This is a genomic window from Flavobacterium sp. WG21, from assembly GCF_000335775.1.
Classification (GTDB): domain Bacteria; phylum Bacteroidota; class Bacteroidia; order Flavobacteriales; family Flavobacteriaceae; genus Flavobacterium; species Flavobacterium tructae.
The window spans coordinates 1-18027 of record NZ_AMYW01000032.1; the positions used below are offsets into that span (position 1 = coordinate 1).

The following is an 18027-nucleotide window of genomic DNA, read 5'->3' on the forward strand; positions in this document are numbered from 1 at the left end:
TTTTATGTTTAAAGTAAAAGTAAAAGAATAAATAAGATTAGAAAAAATAATAGTATTCTGAATTTCTTTTGTTGTTCTGCTTTACGCAAATACCCCTCTTTTTCTAAATCCCAAGCGAATATAATTTCTATAAGTGTTTCTCCTAAATTAAATATAAAGTCAAAAATGCTATAACTTTCTTTGGAAATTTTTAATGCCTCAAGATTTTCCTTTTTCTTTTCTATATATTTAGCCTGATCTATTAATTTAAAATTGACTTTTCGGTTGTAGAGTTCGTCAATTGCCAATTTGTATGCCTGAGGATTCCACTTTTTTGGAGCTCCTGCTATCGCCAGTAATTTTTTCGTTGTTCTGGTTTTAATAGGTGGCTTAAAATCGTCTGTCATGTAAATCTAAAATTATTAATGTGCAGCGAGCCAGTCTTTACCCATTCCAAGTTCAACTTCTAAAGGAACTGCCATCGTAAAGGCGTTTTCCATTTCGTGTTTGATCATAGGCTGAATTTTTTCGAGTTCGTCATTGTGAACATCAAACACAAGCTCATCATGCACCTGAAGCAGCATTTTAGATTTCCAGTTTTCGTCTTTTAGTTTTTTATGAATGTTGATCATCGCGATTTTGATCACATCGGCAGCACTTCCCTGGATGGGTGCATTTACAGCATTTCGTTCAGCGGCACTTCTAACCACTGCATTTGCCGAGTTGATGTCTTTCAAATAACGACGACGGCCTAAAATGGTCTGCACATATCCTTTTTCGCGCGCAAATTCAATTTGTTCAGAAATATAAGATTTCAGTCTTGGATATGTTTTGTAGTACGCTTCGATCAAAGCGGCACTTTCACTGCGGGATAAAGAAGTCTGATTGCTCAGTCCAAAAGCAGAAACCCCATAGATAATTCCAAAGTTAACCGTTTTGGCATTGCTTCTTTGTTCGCGGGAAACTTCATCCAAAGGCACATCAAAAACTTTGGCGGCGGTTGCTTTGTGAATGTCTTCTCCGTTTTTAAAAGCGGCAATCATATTTTCTTCTCCGCTTAAAGCGGCAATAATTCTTAATTCTATCTGCGAGTAATCGGCAGAGATTAAAGTATAGTTTTCATCGCGTGCGACAAAAGCTTTACGAATCTGACGCCCTCTTTCGGTACGAATCGGGATGTTTTGTAAATTCGGATTGTTAGAACTCAAACGTCCTGTTGCGGCAACAGTCTGCATATAATCGGTATGAACACGCTGTGTCTTTTTGTCCACCTGTTCCGGTAAAGCCAGAATGTAAGTGCTTTGTAATTTCACCATTTGACGCCAATCCAGAATTTCTTTTACGATTGGATTGTCGTTGGCTAAATAAGTTAAAACTTCCTCGCCGGTTGCATACTGACCGGTTTTGGTTTTCTTCTGCTTTGCTCCGCCAATTTTAAGTTTGTCAAACAAAATGTCGCCCAGCTGTTTAGGAGAAGCCAGGTTGAATTTCTCTCCTGCAGTTTCGTATATCTTTTGTTCTAATGATTTGATTTCAACATCCATTTCTTTTGACATCGCCTTTAAGAATTCAACATCCAGACGAATTCCTTCCGTTTCCATGGCCGCTAAAACGCTTACTAGCGGAATCTCAATTTCGTCAAATAATTTCTTCGTTTCGGTTTTGTCTAATTCTGTAGTGAAAATTTCTTTCAGCTGTAAAGTGATATCAGCATCTTCGGCGGCATATTCCTTAATGTCTTCAAGGGCTACATCGCGCATTGAAATTTGATTTTTCCCTTTTTTGCCAATCAATTCCTCAATTGGTTTAGGAGCATATTTCAAATAAGTTTCCGATAAGATATCCATATTATGACGCATATCCGGATTGATCAGGTAGTGCGCAATCATGGTATCAAAAAGTTTTCCTTTTACAGTTATGTCATAATTAGAAAGAATTTTTAAATCGTATTTTAAATTCTGACCTATTTTCTCAATGTTTTCATTCTCAAAGAAAGGTCTGAATTTTTCAATTAAAACCTGAGCTTCTTCCTGACTTTCCGGAAACGGAACATAAAAAGCTTTTCCTTTTTCGTAAGAGAATGCAATACCAACCAATTCGGCGTGCAAAGCGTCTAAACCGGTAGTTTCGGTATCAAAACAAACAGCAGTCTGGTTCTGCAGGTTCTGTAAAAGTAATTTTATTCCCAGATCACCCTGAATCGCCTGATAGGAGTGAGGGGTATTTTCTAAAGTATTGTAAAAAGAAGTTCGGGTTGCTTCTGTATGTTCTTCGGTAGAGCCTCCTCCAAAGAGATCAAACTGATCTTCGTTTTTAGGCTGTGGTTTTTTATACAATTTAGCGTCAGAAACCGGAACTGAAGTTGTTTCATTCTCGCCTCCTGTTTTAAACAAATTATCGAATTGTTCCGCCATTCGTCTGAATTCCAATTCCTGGAAGATAGCTTCGGTTTTTTCAATATCAGGACGTGTTAATTCATAATCGTTTTCATCAAAAGTTACCGGGCAGTCTAATAAAATGGTAGCCAGTTTTTTAGATAACAATCCTTTCTCTTTATTGGCCTCAATATTCTCCTTCATTTTTCCTTTCAGCTTGTCTGTATTCGCTAATAGGTTTTCCATTGTTCCAAATTCCTTAAGAAGCTTTTTGGCAGTTACCTCGCCAACTCCCGGAAGTCCCGGAATATTATCGGCAGCGTCACCCATCATACCAAGAAAATCGATCACCTGTTCCGGACGTTCGATTTCGAATTTGGCTAAAACTTCAGGAACTCCCCAAATCTCAATCCCATTCCCCATACGGGCAGGCTTGTACATGAAGATATTCTCAGAAACCAATTGGGCAAAATCCTTATCGGGAGTTACCATAAAAACTTTATAATTCTGTTTTTCTGCTTGTTTGGCGATAGTTCCAATTAAATCATCGGCTTCAAAACCTGACTCTTCAATAATCGGAATGTGCATGGCTTTTAATAATTCACATATATAAGGAACTGCAATTTTTATGGCTTCCGGTGTTACATCACGATTGGCTTTGTATTCCGGGAATAATTCGTTTCGCAAGTCACTTCCACCTTTATCAAAAGCTACCGCCAGATGATCCGGTTTTTCACGTTTGATAACATCCAAAAGCGAATTCATGAATCCCATGATCGCCGATGTATCCATTCCTTTAGAGTTAATCCTTGGATTTTTTATGAAGGCGTAATAGCCACGAAATATTAAAGCGTAAGCATCAAGTAGAAAAAGGCGTTTTTGTGACGACATAAGTACAATTTATCAATTCAATTTTCAAAGTTACGAATATCACTATAATATTAGGGAAGAAAATGCTTTGTTATTTGTTTTTCAGAAATACCGGAAGATTTGATAACTATTTTGTGAAAACTTTGAAAAATTACAAACCAAAAGATTTTTTTTGCCGTAAGTAAATAAAAAACAATGCGTTATGAGAGAAAATTTATTTACACCGAGATCACTTTTTTTGATGGGATTAATGTCATTTTTAGGGGCATGTTCTAATGATGACGACAGAACTCCAATTCCTCAGCCAGAACCAGAACCAATGCCTAGTACTGCCCCTCCGGTAGACTTCACCGCATTAAGCAATGATAACAAAGTTTTCTACTTTAATGCCAAAGATTTAAAAACTCCTGTTCGTTCTTATTCGATAACAGGATTACAATCAGGCGAGAGTATCATTAGTATTGACTACAGACCTGCTACAGGCCAATTATACGGATTAGGCTCTACCAGCAGATTATATACCATAAATGAAAGTTCGGGATTGGCGACACCTTTAGGAACAGCATCTTTCTCTCCGGCAATTGAAGGAACATCGTCTTCTATAGATTTTAACCCCACAGTTGACAGGGTGCGCCTAGTGTCTAATAACGGAAAAAATCTGAGATTGCATCCCGAACTCGGAACTGTAGCTGCAACCGACGGAAATATTAATGGGGTAGCGAATGCTCAGGTAGGAGCGATTGCTTATACCAATAGTCTTTCAGGAAGTACGACGACACAGCTTTTCGATATTGATTATGCTACGGATAAATTGTACCTGCAAAATCCCCCAAATGATGGAGCTCTTCAGGAAGTAGGGAGCTTAAAAGTTGATTTTTCGGGAGTTGGAGGTTTTGACATACAGCCCGATTCGAATTTGGGAATAGCGGTAAACAATAAAAATAGCCAATCAAGATTGTATACAATTAATTTAACGAATGGAGAAGCGACCTGGGTCGGGGTTTTTACACAACAAATTGTTGAAGTAGCCTTTAAAACAAAACTTATCGCTTTCGCAACATCCGAAACAAACATTTTGTATCGATTTAATCCGGTTACAGGAACTTCAAATTCAGTTGCTCTTATGGGGATGAATTCAAGTGAGCAGGTAGTTGGTTTGGATTTCAGGCCAGCAAACGGAGCGCTTTATGCCCTGACCAATCAAAGTAGACTTTTAACGATTAATTCTTCAAACGGACAAGTCACCGCTGTTGGTGCTGGATTGTCGCCAACATTGTCCGGACAAAATTTTGGTTTTGATTTTAATCCCACGGTTGACAGAATACGTGTAGTAAGCAATACAGGACAAAATCTCCGACTGCATCCGGACACGGGGGTTGTTGCTGCTACAGATCTAAGTCTTAACCCAGGGACACCATCTGTTACAGCTGCCGCTTACACGAATAATTTTGCACAAGCTTCGACTACACAGTTATTTGTTATCGATTCCGGTACTAATAGTTTATATCTGCAAAATCCTCCAAACAACGGAACTTTAGTATTAGTAGGTAGTCTTGGAGTGACAGCCACAGGAATGAATGGTTTTGACATAGGAGGTAACAGTAATGAAGCCTTTGCAGTATTAACAGTTAGTGGTGTGCAGTCTGTTTATAAGATTAACCTAACTACCGGTACAGCAACAAAAACAGTTGATTTTTCTCCGGCAGTTACTTCGATGACTTTAGGATTGGGCTTTTAAAAAAGACAGAATTAAATAAACATGCGATAAAGCGACAGGATATTCCGGTCGCTTTTTTTATAAATTAAAGTTAAAATTTTAATAGGGCATGATTTCTTCATTTTGTCTTCATATTACGAGGGTAAATTTGATCTGTAAAATAAAAGGTATTAATATAAAAATGTAGAAATCATGAGAAATTTATTGATGTTATTAGTAGCAGTTTTAGGAACCAGTGTTATGGTACATGCATTTCCGGCTAAAAATATTAAAACGACTCCGGTCAAAGAAGTAAAAGCAACCAAACATCCTAAACACAAAGCGGATAAAAAAGTAAAATCAGCAAAAACAGAAGCTCCAAAAGCAAAAAAATAAAACTATAAAAGCAAAAAAAAGATAAATCAATTTAAATTAAAAGTTATGAAAAATCTAGTAATGTTACTCGTGGCAGTTTTAGGAACAAGTGTAATGGTTAGCGCACAAACAGCTCCGGCACAGACAGCTCCTGCAAAAGAAGTGAAAGCAACTAAACATCACAAAAACAAAGCCGATAAAAAAATGAAATCGCAAAAAAGCGAAGCTCCGAAAGCAGAAACAACTAAAATGAAGTAGGGAAAATTGTTTTCGTTTTGCTTTCAAAAATTGTACAGTGAGCAAAACAGAAGTAATGATTATGAGAATGCGGTTGAAGAGAGCCGGTAAAGAAATTTACTGGCTTTTTTTTATTCGTTAATTTTTTTAATAATGCGCAACAATACTTTTTATAATTGCTTAAATTTAGTTGCGTTTAAAAGTTGAATTATGAATATTTTGATTGTTGAAGATACGAAAGAACTTGCGGCAGAAGTTTATGATTTTCTGTGTAATGCAGGCTACATCTGTAAAATAGTTCACAACTGCAGTGATGCTCTTGAGGAGGTAAACAGTAATGATTATGATGCTATGCTGCTGGACCTTGGTCTGCCTGACGGAGATGGATTTGAAGTACTGAAAACAGTTCGCAAAACGAAATCGAAAATGGCCGTTATTGTACTTACAGCCCGTGGAGAACTGGATGACAGGGTAAATGGCTTGCATCTGGGGGCCGATGATTATCTGACCAAACCGTTTGCTCTCACAGAGCTTAGTGCACGATTGTTTGCGGTTATTCGCAGGATGCACGGTTTTACTTTGAATAATTTAAGCATTCATGGTTTTTTATTGCAACTTCAGGATTATAAGGTGAGTTATAATGAAACGCCCATTAATCTGACCAAAAAGGAATTTGATATTTTTCAGTATTTAGTCCTTAATAAAAACAGAGTAATTACGAGACTGCAATTGACAGAACATATTTGGGGAGACATTCTGGAAGTCAATTCCGACTCTAATTTTATTGATGTCCATGTTAGAAATCTTCGAAAAAAATTAGACAAGCATACAGAAATTGATTGGTTTGAAACCGTTAGAAATGTAGGATATCGTATAAACGAATAAATAATACAGGTTGTGAAGATAAAACATCAATTGGCTATTTTTAATGCGCTGACAAGACTGTTGGTTATTTTTATTTTATGGCTGATGCTGCCTATTTTGGTAGAAAATGTGGTGTACAGACATATCAATAACGGGCTGCTCGAAAAGAAGCAGAAGTTTATTGAACATCTGAATCAGAATGAAATCGATGACTTTATTGAAAATTCAGGTGATTCGACCGAAACCTATTCACAGTTTTCAACTCTTCACAGCGAGTTTTTGGTGCTCTCAAAATCTTCTCTAAAACACGATCAGAAAAAACCTGTTTTTAGTAATGACTACCGAATTATTGAAGGAGAAGAAAACGAATACAGAATCTTGCAGTATCATTTTACCTTCGGAAATCAGGGATACCAGCTCGAAATTGGAAGCAATTTGGGAGAAGTAAAAGACCTTACTTTTATCATTCGATTTTTTATTATTATCGTTTTTGTGGTGATATTATTGATTACTTTTTTGGCAGATACTTTTTATATCGAATACTTATTAAAGCCTTTTTATAAAATTATTGATACCAAGATAAGGCGGGTCAATGAACCTGAAGCTTTTGATCATACTCCAATCAAAGTCAGGTCTCATGATTTTAGAGAACTCGATTCTGTTTTAAACCAAATGATGGATCGTATTGCGGAGCTTTTTAAAAAGGAGAAACAGTTCATATCAAATGTTTCCCACGAGCTGTTAACGCCAATTGCATTGCTCAAAAGTAAATTTGAGAACTTATTGCAAAATGAATCTTTAGATGATAATGCCATTGATAAAATTGCAGGAGCATTGAAAACATTGGATATGCTCAAAAAAATCATTAATAATTTATTGTTGATTTCCAGAATAGAAAACAATCAATATGAAGCCAACGAGAATATAAATTTTCATGAAATGGTTACCGATTTGCAGGAAGACTTACAGGATCGTATCGACGACAGAGAAATTCAGTTTTGGAATAAGATGAACCATCATTATGCTTTTACAGGAAACAAAACGCTGATTCATATTCTTATTTATAATTTGGTTATCAATGCCATAAAATACAATAAACCTCAGGGCAGCATAAGTGTTGCGGATGGTTTTCAGGACTATAACTATTTTATTTCTATTGCCGATTCCGGTGTTGGGATGAATGATTTTCAAATAGAACAGATATTCAACAGATTTGCCAGACTTAGTTCAGATCAGGAAGGGCAGGGGTTAGGGCTTGCTATTGCAGAGAGTATTGCTTCTTTTCATCATATTGAAATTAAGGTCACGTCTGAGATTGATAAAGGAACCACCTTTACATTATTGTTTCCCGGAGAGCAAAAACATAATTAAAAGTTAATTTTTTCAGACAGGCCTAATCTTCATTTTATCTTCATTTTGTGAGAATATCTTTGGGGTATAATAAATGAAGATAATAATAATCATAAAAACTAAAATCATGAGAAAATTAGTAATGTTAGCAGTAGCTGTTTTAGGAACAGTTGCTATGGTGAACGCTCAAACAACTCCAGCAAAATCAGCCCCTGTAAAAGAAGCAAAAGCCCCTAAAAAAGAGAAAAAAGCAGATAAAAAAGCGAAAAAAGAAGCAGCCGCTAAACCGGAAGCAGCAAAAACACAAAAATAAAAAGGTATAGTTTACTTCGGTAAACACATGTTGTGGATTTTAAAAGGTTTTAAAAATTTGGTAGAAAAAAAGCTGATAGAGTAATCTGTCAGCTTTTTGTCATTAACAGCGTTAAATTTTTGATAATAAAAAGCCATAAGATTTTCATTCTTTGTTACTTTGCTTAAAACTAAAAATAATGATCCTTAAGTTTCTAATTCTTTGTGCTCTTCTATTGTTTATTGAGTACTATTCTTACCAGGCGTTTCGGGCCTTAATCAAGTTAAGATGGGTTTTGATTAGTTATCAGGTTATAAGTTTACTAATTCTAATTTTTATCATTTATTCTTTTTCGCAAATTGATCGGTCTGTTGGACAAACGAAACAATTTATGTTTACAACAGGATTAATGCTATTGGTTTATGTGCCAAAAATTGTTCTTACGCTTTTTATGTTTGGTGAGGATATTTTTAGAATAGGAGTAAGCATCGTCAATTATTTCGTGTATAATGTTCCAAAAAAGGAAATGATGCCCGAGAGGAGAAAATTTATCAGTCAGATTGCCTTAGGATTAGCAGCAGTTCCTTTTCTTTCCTTGATTTATGGAATATTTGAAGGGAAATACAATTTTAAGGTAATCAAGCAAACTGTCTTTTTTCCGGATCTTCCGGATGCTTTTGATGGTTTTAAAATTACTCAGATATCAGACGTTCACAGCGGAAGTTTTGACAATCCGGATAAAATAAACTATGCTATTGATCTGATTAATGCTCAGGAAGCCGATTTGATTTTGTTTACAGGAGATATTGTCAATACACATGCTAAAGAAATGCATCCGTGGCTGGAGACTTTTAAGAGAATAAAAAACTATAAATACGGGAAGTTTTCTGTTTTAGGCAACCATGACTATGGCGAATATGTAACCTGGCCTTCCGAAAAGGATAAAAAGGAAAATTTTGAAGAAATTAAAAGCCTTTATGGGCAAATTGGATTCGAGCTTCTGTTAAACGAGCACCGATACATTCAAAAAGGAGAAGACAAAATTGCACTGATTGGTGTAGAAAACTGGGGGAAGAATTTTGCGAAGTACGGAGATATAGATAAAGCCTCTCAGAATGTGTCTCAGGGCGATTTTAAAGTGGTCATGAGCCATGATCCGACACACTGGGAATACGTAATTAAAGATCATCCGAAAAATTTTCATTTAACCTTGTCAGGTCACACACATGGCATGCAATTTGGGATAGAAATTCCGGGTTATTTTAAATGGAGTCTGGCTCAGTATATTTATAAACAATGGGCAGGCTTATATGAAAATGTAAGTCGTTATGTTTATGTAAATCGTGGATTTGGTTTTCACGCATATCCGGGGCGTGTAGGGATTATGCCCGAAATAACCGTGATTGAACTAAAAAAGGGGAACAATGTGGCTTAATTCGTTAAAAATGCTACATTTGTATATAATTACCTCTTTTTAAAAGATTAAAAAAGAATTAAATTTTTGGTTTTATGTCAAAATTTGGAGAACTTATAAATGCTCAAGTTCCAGTGTTGATTGATTTTTACACCGATTGGAACGAATCATCTGTATCAATGCATCCTGTAATTAAGGATGTTGCGGCTGCACTTGGCGATAAAGCCAAGGTGATCAAAATTGATGTAGATAAAAATCAGGAATTAGCAGAAGCACTGCGTATTAAGGGACTTCCTACTTTAATGATTTATAAAGAAGGACAGATGATTTGGAGACAATCCGGCGAACTGGATGCGAATACAATTATAGGAATTGTTCAGGAACGATTTAATTTATAGAATACTACTTCTTAAGGATATTATTTAGTGAATAATATCAAATGTATACCCATTTTCTTTTAAAAAGTGTAAGGTTTTAGGCAAGGCAAATTTTAAATTTGGCGAGGCTTTTATGCTGTCGTGAAATACAATAACGCTTCCTGATTTTACATTTTTTGTTACGTTTTCAAGACATTTCTCAGGTGTGATGCTCTGGTCGAAATCAGCGCTTAAAACGTCCCACATGATGATTTTATATCCTAATTTTCGAAGGATTTTAGACTGCGCTTTTTTGATCTTTCCGTAAGGCGGACGAAAGATAAGGTTGCATGTTTTTTCCTCTTCCAGAACAGCGGCACAATTTTGTACATTTTTAATATAATCATCGGTATGGCTTTTCCAGCCATTAACGTGGTTCATGGTATGGTTGCCAATAGAATGTCCTTCTTTGATTAGTTTTTCAAACAAAGAAAGGTTAGCTTTTATGTTTTTCCCAATACAGAAGAAAGTGGCTTTTGCATCAAACTTTTTCAATTCAGACAGGACCCAGTCTGTAATCTCGGGAGTTGGGCCATCATCAAAGGTGAGGTATATTTTCTTTTCGTTGTTTGGAATGTCCCAACAATATTTAGAAAACACCTTTTTGATGAATGAATTTGTTTTTACCCAATAAAAGCTCATTTTGTTTTGGTTTACAGATATGTAAAATTAAAAAATGCAGCGCTACTAATCAAGCGGCGCTGCATTTTTTTAATTGCTATGTTTTTCGTATCTTATTATTCTTTTTCTCTTCCAAAACGTTCGAAAACATTTACATAAGTATTAAACGTTACTTTGTGCTTTTCGTAGAAAGTAAGATCGTTGTTTTCTTTCATCACTTGTAATAGACTTCTGTAACGTTCGATGTCAGTAATGATGTCAATCGCTAAGTCAGTTTGATCACCAGGAGTCAGAGTGGCATAATAGTTTAGTTCTTCTTTGTATTTCTGAACCAGTTTATTAAGCAAATCATGTGCTTTGGCAGTTTCTCCCACTTTGTAATATCCTCCTGCAAAAGGTTCTACTAAAGAGTAATAACCGAATTTGTCTACCGGCATTTTTGTTATTGCCAGTTCGATCACTTTTTTGGCTTTATCAGTTTTACCTTCGGCAATTAACTGATCCATTAAACGGGATAAATTCGTACGGTATGTGATACTGTTTCTTCTGGTTTCAGGATCGTGATAAATATTACCATTGCTATTGCCCCAGTCCCATTTCATTACAATATCGTACGATTTATCAGCATCCATTTGTCCCATATCCATAGGTCCTCCGTCTTTTGAAGGAACATTTTTAATAGGGACTAATTTGTAAACCATTCCGTCCAATTGCAAATAGTTTTTCAACCATAAGTAATCTTCATCGTCAAAAGCTCCTCCGCTAAAATAAATAGGTCTTTTCCAGTTATTGTTGGCTAGAATGTCAAGCATCATTAAGCGATTTTTGTATAAAGCACTTCCTTTGATGTCGATATCCATATAAGGAACAATAGAGTCGTTGTATTTCGGATTAACTACTTTATTTTTGATAATCACATTTTTGTCAATAGGAACTCTGATTTTGTTCGTAGGATAGAAATGGATTGTTTGTCCGTTTTGTAAGCCTACAGTTGATTTAGGATTTTTAATAAAATCAATAAAATCTTTAATGTTCCAGCGTGTTTCAATTTTAGGGATGTGAGCCACATAATCCAATTTGTCCCCCACATATTCATCATGGGTGAAGGATATTGGTAACGGATCAGATTCGTAAGCTTTCGCTTTCATTTGATCAATGTACCAATCGGTCATGAATAAGCTGGTGTTTACGATTTTAACATCAGTTCTGATGCCTTCAATTTCCTGAGCATACCAAAGCGGGAAGGTGTCATTGTCTCCAATGGTAAATAAAATAGCATCTTTATCGCACGAATTTAGGTATGCTTTTGCCATTGCCACTGCAGTATATCTTCCGGACCTGTCATGATCGTCCCAGTTTTGAGAAGCCATTAAAACAGGTGCGGCCAATAAACTTGCAGCAATAATAACCGGACCGGCAATTTTAGGAGCGATATATTTTTGGATGCTTTCGTAAAGTGAATAAACACCAAAACCAATCCAGATGGCAAACACATAAAATGATCCTACTAATGCATAATCTCTTTCACGAGGCTCAAAAGGTCTTTCGTTCAAGTATATTTTTAAAGCAATTCCGGTAAATAAGAATAGAGCCAATAATACATAAAAACTTTTTAAGTCCTTGTTGGCATGGTACATTAATCCGATAAGTCCAAGAATAAATGGCAGGAAGTAATAAACATTTCTTCCTTTGTTGTTGGTAACATCAGAAGGTAAATTGTCTTGTGAACCAAGGTGTAAAGAGTCAAGGGCTTTGATTCCGCTAATCCAGTTTCCGTCAATATTATCGTATTTTCCCTGAACGTCACTCTGGCGTCCAACGAAGTTCCACATTAAATATCTCCAGTACATATATCCGAATTGATATTCAAACATGAAACAGAAATTGTCTACAGCAGATGGTTTTTCGATAATCAGGTAATCACCATAGCTTTTTAAGAATTTCACATAACCTTCGTTATCAATTTGTTTTTGCGCGTAAGCTTTTCTGAATTCTGAAATTGTTTTTTCAACTTCATTTCGCAATTGAGCTGTAGCTTTGTTGTATTCTTCTTCAGTTAACTGACTGGCGTCAATTCCGTATTTTCCTAAATCCTGCTCGTAGTCATAATTAGGGTTTATTCTGAAGTTAGGCGGAGTTGTAAAGTTGATATAGTTCTGAATGTGCCCCATTTCGGTACTCCACATTCTTGGAAGAATCGTTTTTTGGTTATCGTCAGAGTTTTGCTGAGCGTTTTTGAAATTATTGGTAATGATGTATTTACCTGTTTTGTAATCTCTTTCGTAGTTAGGGGCTTTGTCTGAATAAGGATTTTTTGCATCAAGACCTGCGAAATACTCCGTGTACTGAGGTCCGTAAAAAAGAGGATTTACTCCATATTGTTCACGATTGTAGTACGCCAGTACTTCCGCGGCATCCGAAGGTTTGTTTTCGTTGATTACGGTGTTGGCATTGGCACGTACAGGCAGCATGATCCAGGTAGAGAATCCAATAAATATAAAAAGAACACAAAGAATAATAGTGTTGTAAAAAATCAATCCTTTTTGTTTGGTATATTTTAATCCAAAATAGAAGAAGGCAATTAGAAGCAGTGTTACGAAAATCGTTCCCGAGTTAAATGGTAATCCAAAGCTGTTTACCATAAAAACTTCAGTGTCAGCAAAGGCTTCCATTGTTAAAGGTAAAAGCAATTTGAAGATAAAGAGAAGAACACCAATTACAACAACATTGGCAATAAGAAAATTTTTGATGGTAACTTTTTCGTAATGTTTAAAGTAGTACAGAAAACCAATAGAAGGAATGGTTAACAAAGCCATAAAGTGAACTCCAAATGATAGTCCGATAACAAGAGAAATGATCAATAACCATTTGTTTCCTTTTGGTTTGTCCATGTCCTGTTCCCAGCGTAAACCAAGCCAGAAAAGCAAGGCGATTAAAAGAGAGGCCATGGCGTAAACTTCTGCCTCAACAGCATTAAACCAAAAACTGTCTGAGAAAGTGTAGGCAAGAGCTCCAACAAAAGAACTTCCTAAAATAACAATTGAATTGTTTTGGTCGATTTCGGCAAAACGTGCTATAATTTTTTTCAAAATCATAGAAGAAGACCAAAACATAAATAGAATGGTAAAGGCACTTGAAAAAACCGACATCATATTAACCATTACCGCTACATGTTGTGCATCTGTCGCAAACATCGCGAAAAAAGCCCCCATCATTTGAAATAAAGGAGCTCCGGGAGGGTGTCCTACTTCCAGTTTAGCGGCTGTAGCTATATATTCTCCACAGTCCCAAAAACTCATCGTAGGTTCAACAGTTAATGTATAAGTAATTAAAGCGATTGCAAATGCAAACCAACCAATAATAGTATTCCATTTATTGAAATTGAATTGTGCCATATTTAGGTGTTAAAATTTCGTATTTTTTATATCCTACAAAGAAAATGTTTTTTTGTTTAAAGAAACGAGCATTAACAAAAAAATCTATAAAAGTATTTGGTTGTATTAAGGTGTTGTTTGTGAAATACTTGTGGATTTGCTGGCGATTTTGAAGAGAAAAAAACAGTAAAAAATGATTTTTTTTGCTCAAAAAGTTTGCACAAACTAAATAAAGCTCTAAATTTGCACTCGCTTAACAGCGCTGCTGGTCTATGGTGTAATGGTAACACAACTGTTTTTGGTGCAGTCTTTCTAGGTTCGAGTCCTAGTAGACCAACATAAGAAGTCTCTCAATCGAGAGGCTTTTTTTATGCGCTGATGTTTCGGTTAGTATAAGATTTTGTTGGGGATTTAATAGATTTTAAGTTTTTTTGTGTTGACGAGATAGTGGTTGGTTAAGTGTGTTTAGGTTTAAAAATAGAAAATTTAGTACATACTGATTGTTGTTTGTAAGTTTTTTTGTGTATATTTGATGGTAGAATAAGTTTTTTGTTATAGCTAATTAATAATTCTAAAAAATTAAAATTATGAAAACTATTAAAGAAATGAATTTTACAGAGTTGGATTCTACTCAAATGAAACAAGTAAAAGGCGGAGGCCTTTTGAGTGATGCTTTAGCCTTGCTGAATGAGGGTAAGACAATATGGGAGGTAGCACGAATTCTAGGTGTAACTGTTCAGCAATTACTTGCCGTACTTGTCTAGTTTTGTGAAAAAAAAAGAAACGTTGTTGAATTTTTAAGTTCAAAAATGTTTGAAAATAAAAAGAGAAAGTTTTGCGTTGTGAAACTTTCTCTTTTTTTGTTTTTATGGTGTTTTAAAGTGGGTGTTTGTTGTTTTGTTAATAGTGTTTCAGGTGTTATATGTGCTTCTCAGAACAAGGAGTAATGTGGTTGAAGTTTCTGAAATTCCATTTGTGATTTTCTTGATTTTCGGTCTTTATGAATGGGTGTTGTTCAAATGCGGTATCTGCTGAGAAAAAAAATACTGGAGTGTGTGAAAAAAAAATCAAAAAATTTGTGCTTCGTTTTTTTTGGAATTAATAACTGGTTTTGTGAGGTTTGTGTGGTGTTTTAGGGTTGGGAAAACGGTTTGAGGGTAGGAAGGCTGGGGGGTTACGATTTATTAATTCTGAAATATTGATATTTTTGTTGAGAAAAAGTTTGTGTAAACTAAAAAAAGGTTTAAATTTGCACTCGCTTAACAGCACTGCTGGTCTATGGTGTAATGGTAACACAACTGTTTTTGGTGCAGTCTTTCTAGGTTCGAGTCCTAGTAGACCAACATAGAAAGCCTCTCAATCGAGAGGCTTTTTTTTATGCGTTTTATTTTTTTTTAAATTTTAAAGGTAAGTACCGGTCTGATGGCATGATTTACAAGTCCTTCGCTGATACTGCCGTTGAAAAAATGAGCAAAGCCAGTTCTTCCGTGTGTGCACATTCCTATAATATCGGCATTGATGCTGTTGGAGAAGTTGATGATTCCTTTTTCGATGTTGGTGTCATTGTAAATATGAGCAGAGTAATGGGTCGGGTTAAATTCGGTTACAAAGGCATCTATTGTTTTTTGTAATTCATGAGTTGGTTTGAAGCTGTTAGGGGTGCAGATAGTGACCAGGTGTATTTTTGAGTCAAAAGCCTTCGTGAATTTCAGGAATTTTTTGAAGGGTTCTTTGGCTTCTTCTGAGAAGTCTGAGGCGAAAACAATAGTAGAGGCATTGAAATTTGTAGTGTCTTTTTTGATTACTAAAACCGGGATTTCAGAATTTCGAACTACTTTTTCGGTATTTGACCCTATTAATAGTTCTTCTATGCCGGATGATCCGTGTGATCCCATTACGATTAAATCGATTTCATATTCTTTACTTACCTGAGTAATGCCATGAATGGGTTTGTCTATTTTTACAATTTCCGTAATCGGAATTCCGTCCAGATAAGGTCTTGATGAAACCTGATCCAGCATTTCGTTGGCTTTTTTCATGAAAAGCATTGTTTCGGGGATGCTTGCGCCTCCTAGAACAGCATCGTTCATTTGGCTGGGTAATTCGAGCATGTGTAAAATGATTATCTCAGAATTGTTTTTCTTTGCAATTTGAGAGGCGACTTTTAAAGCGTCCTCTGCATGTTCTGAGAAATCGGTAGGTACTAGGATTCGTTTCATGGTGTTTTAGGGCTTGAATAGTTAAAAAATCGATAGTTTTGATGCTATTATAAAGATAAGAAATATTTTTAGGTTAATCTATTTATTTTGATTTATAAAAAAAACACTATATTTGCACCGTTATTTATTAAAATCTAAATAATGAGGGGACTAAGTGTCCCCTCTTTTTATAAAATTATGACATTTAAAGAAAAAGTAAACGGATTAATTACAGAAGCTCTTCTGGAGAAGCCATCGATCTTTTTGATTGATCTGGCTGTGTCAGACTCTTTTAAGATTAGTGTTGGTTTAGATGGTGATAATGGAGTGGCGCTGCAGGATTGTATTGACATTAGTCGTGCAATCGAGAATAATCTGGATCGTGAAGAGCAGGATTTTTCGCTTGAAGTAGCATCTGTTGGAGTAGGGTCGCCTTTGAAAATGACAAGACAATACATTAAAAATATTGGTAGAACGTTGATTGTTACTACAAATACTGAAAAAATTGAGGCAGAATTGGTGGAAGCTAACGATGTTTTTATAATTTTGTCTTGGAAAGCAAGAGAACCGAAAAAAGTAGGAAAAGGAAAAGAAACAGTTCAAAAAGAGCAACAAATACCTTATACAGAAATTAAAGAGGCAATTGTTACAGTAACATTTTAATTAAAGAATTCGCATGGAAAATTTAGCATTAATCGATTCATTCTCAGAGTTTAAAGATAATAAACTTATTGATCGTGTAACGCTTATGGCAATTTTAGAGGACGTGTTTAGAAATGCATTAAAGAAAAAATACGGTTCTGATGATAACTTTGACATCATTATAAATCCTGATAAAGGAGATATGGAGATCTGGAGAAGAAGAGTAATTGTTGCTGATGAAGATCTGGATTTTGAAAACGAAGAGATTACTTTGACAGAAGCAAGAATGATTGAAGCTGATTTTGAAATCGGTGAAGAGGTTTCTGAAGAGGTAAAATTGATTGATTTAGGAAGAAGAGCTATTTTGGCTTTGCGTCAAAACTTAATATCTAAAATTCACGAACACGATAATACAAATCTTTACAAACAATTTAAAGATATTATCGGTGATATTTATACTGCCGAAGTGCACCACGTACGTCCAAGAGTTGTAATTTTGGTCGATGATGAAGGAAATGAAATTGTACTTCCAAAAGAAAAACAAATTCCGTCTGACTTTTTCCGTAAAGGAGATAATGTACGTGGAATTATTGAAAGCGTTGAATTAAAAGGAAACAAACCTCAAATCATTATGTCCAGAACTTCTGAGAAGTTTTTAGAGAAATTGTTTGAGCAGGAAATTCCTGAGGTATTCGACGGTTTGATTACAGTTAAAAATGTAGTGCGTATTCCTGGAGAAAAAGCAAAAGTAGCGGTAGATTCTTATGATGATAGAATTGATCCTGTTGGAGCTTGTGTAGGGATGAAAGGATCTCGTATTCACGGAATCGTTCGTGAGTTAGGAAACGAGAATATCGATGTAATTAATTATACAAACAATATTCAATTGTTTATTACAAGAGCTTTAAGCCCTGCGAAAGTTTCGTCTATTAAAATTGACGAAGAAAACAAAAGAGCTGAAGTTTTCTTGAAATTAGAAGAAGTTTCTAAAGCAATTGGTAGAGGAGGTCACAATATTAAATTAGCAGGTCAGTTAACAGGTTACGAATTAGATGTTATTCGTGAAGGAGATGTTGCAGGAGCAACGGCAGATGAGGATGATGTTGAATTAACAGAATTCTCAGATGAAATCGAGGGCTGGGTAATTGAAGAATTTGCTAAAATTGGTTTGGATACAGCAAAAAGTATTCTGAAGCAAGAAGTAGAAGATTTAGTAAGAAGAACAGATTTAGAAGAGGAAACTATTCTTGATGTTATGAAAATACTAAAAGAAGAGTTTGACAGTTAGTTGTCTGCTCTAACAACACAACGAAAAAGGTAATAA

General features: G+C 35.5%; 16 protein-coding genes and 2 tRNA genes. 13 read left to right on the forward strand and 5 right to left on the reverse strand.

Annotation, left to right across the window (positions count from 1 at the left end):
- Positions 1-8 precede the first annotated feature (8 nt).
- Together C245_RS0118630 and polA are read right to left on the reverse strand one after the other, a co-directional pair.
- A complete protein-coding gene (locus C245_RS0118630; protein ID WP_017498129.1) occupies positions 9-386 on the reverse strand; it encodes a hypothetical protein in 378 nt (125 codons plus the stop codon).
- Positions 387-401: 15 nt separating this feature from the next.
- Positions 402-3245 (reverse strand): DNA polymerase I, encoded by a 2844-nt coding sequence (polA, locus tag C245_RS0118635; protein WP_017498130.1) that lies wholly within the window; start codon positions 3243-3245, stop codon positions 402-404.
- A gap of 181 nt (positions 3246-3426) precedes the next feature.
- On the opposite strand from polA, the gene C245_RS0118640 reads away from it, so the two are divergent.
- The 8 genes from C245_RS0118640 (at position 3427) to C245_RS0118680 (ending at position 9850) form a co-directional block, all read left to right on the forward strand.
- Positions 3427-4962 (forward strand): DUF4394 domain-containing protein, encoded by a 1536-nt coding sequence (locus tag C245_RS0118640; protein WP_017498131.1) that lies wholly within the window; start codon positions 3427-3429, stop codon positions 4960-4962.
- A 171-nt stretch (positions 4963-5133) separates the two neighbouring features.
- A complete protein-coding gene (locus tag C245_RS0118645; RefSeq protein ID WP_017498132.1) occupies positions 5134-5316 on the forward strand; it encodes a hypothetical protein in 183 nt (60 codons plus the stop codon).
- 45 nt (positions 5317-5361) lie between these two features.
- Entirely contained in the window at positions 5362-5553 is a 192-nt protein-coding gene (locus tag C245_RS0118650) for a hypothetical protein (protein WP_026110151.1), read from the forward strand.
- Positions 5554-5742: 189 nt separating this feature from the next.
- Positions 5743-6417: a response regulator transcription factor gene (locus C245_RS0118655; RefSeq protein WP_017498134.1), complete on the forward strand. Its 675-nt coding sequence runs from the start codon at positions 5743-5745 to the stop codon at positions 6415-6417.
- A gap of 12 nt (positions 6418-6429) precedes the next feature.
- Positions 6430-7767: a cell wall metabolism sensor histidine kinase WalK gene (locus C245_RS0118660; RefSeq protein WP_232424386.1), complete on the forward strand. Its 1338-nt coding sequence runs from the start codon at positions 6430-6432 to the stop codon at positions 7765-7767.
- Positions 7768-7873: 106 nt separating this feature from the next.
- The gene (locus C245_RS0118665; protein ID WP_026110152.1) at positions 7874-8059 is read left to right on the forward strand and encodes a hypothetical protein; all 186 of its coding nucleotides are present in this window, start codon (positions 7874-7876) and stop codon (positions 8057-8059) included.
- Between the two features lie 178 nt (positions 8060-8237).
- Positions 8238-9473: a metallophosphoesterase gene (locus tag C245_RS0118675; protein ID WP_026110153.1), complete on the forward strand. Its 1236-nt coding sequence runs from the start codon at positions 8238-8240 to the stop codon at positions 9471-9473.
- A 74-nt stretch (positions 9474-9547) separates the two neighbouring features.
- Positions 9548-9850, forward strand: a complete 303-nt coding sequence (locus C245_RS0118680; RefSeq protein WP_017498139.1) for a co-chaperone YbbN — start codon at positions 9548-9550, stop codon at positions 9848-9850.
- Positions 9851-9874: 24 nt separating this feature from the next.
- Here the strand turns inward: C245_RS0118680 and C245_RS0118685 are convergent, their stop codons facing one another.
- Together C245_RS0118685 and C245_RS0118690 are read right to left on the reverse strand one after the other, a co-directional pair.
- Positions 9875-10510, reverse strand: a complete 636-nt coding sequence (locus C245_RS0118685) for a polysaccharide deacetylase family protein (protein WP_017498140.1) — start codon at positions 10508-10510, stop codon at positions 9875-9877.
- A gap of 95 nt (positions 10511-10605) precedes the next feature.
- The gene (locus C245_RS0118690) at positions 10606-13884 is read right to left on the reverse strand and encodes a DUF2723 domain-containing protein (RefSeq protein ID WP_017498141.1); all 3279 of its coding nucleotides are present in this window, start codon (positions 13882-13884) and stop codon (positions 10606-10608) included.
- Positions 13885-14129: 245 nt separating this feature from the next.
- Here C245_RS0118690 and C245_RS0118700 point away from each other — a divergent pair.
- From C245_RS0118700 to C245_RS0118715, 3 genes are all read left to right on the forward strand, one after another.
- Positions 14130-14200 (forward strand) — tRNA-Gln (locus C245_RS0118700).
- Positions 14201-14450: 250 nt separating this feature from the next.
- On the forward strand, positions 14451-14627 hold the full coding sequence (locus C245_RS24290) for a hypothetical protein (protein ID WP_017498143.1): 177 nt from the start codon (positions 14451-14453) through the stop codon (positions 14625-14627).
- A gap of 508 nt (positions 14628-15135) precedes the next feature.
- A tRNA-Gln gene (locus tag C245_RS0118715) sits at positions 15136-15206 on the forward strand.
- A 51-nt stretch (positions 15207-15257) separates the two neighbouring features.
- On the opposite strand, the gene C245_RS0118720 is transcribed toward C245_RS0118715, so the two are convergent.
- Complete coding sequence (locus C245_RS0118720) at positions 15258-16082, reverse strand: universal stress protein (RefSeq protein WP_017498145.1); 825 nt, start codon at positions 16080-16082, stop codon at positions 15258-15260.
- 177 nt (positions 16083-16259) lie between these two features.
- Between C245_RS0118720 and rimP the strand changes: the two genes are divergently transcribed.
- Positions 16260-16724, forward strand: a complete 465-nt coding sequence (gene rimP, locus C245_RS0118725) for a ribosome assembly cofactor RimP (protein ID WP_017498146.1) — start codon at positions 16260-16262, stop codon at positions 16722-16724.
- Positions 16725-16737: 13 nt separating this feature from the next.
- The gene (gene nusA, locus C245_RS0118730; RefSeq protein WP_017498147.1) at positions 16738-17991 is read left to right on the forward strand and encodes a transcription termination factor NusA; all 1254 of its coding nucleotides are present in this window, start codon (positions 16738-16740) and stop codon (positions 17989-17991) included.
- Positions 17992-18027 lie beyond the last annotated feature (36 nt).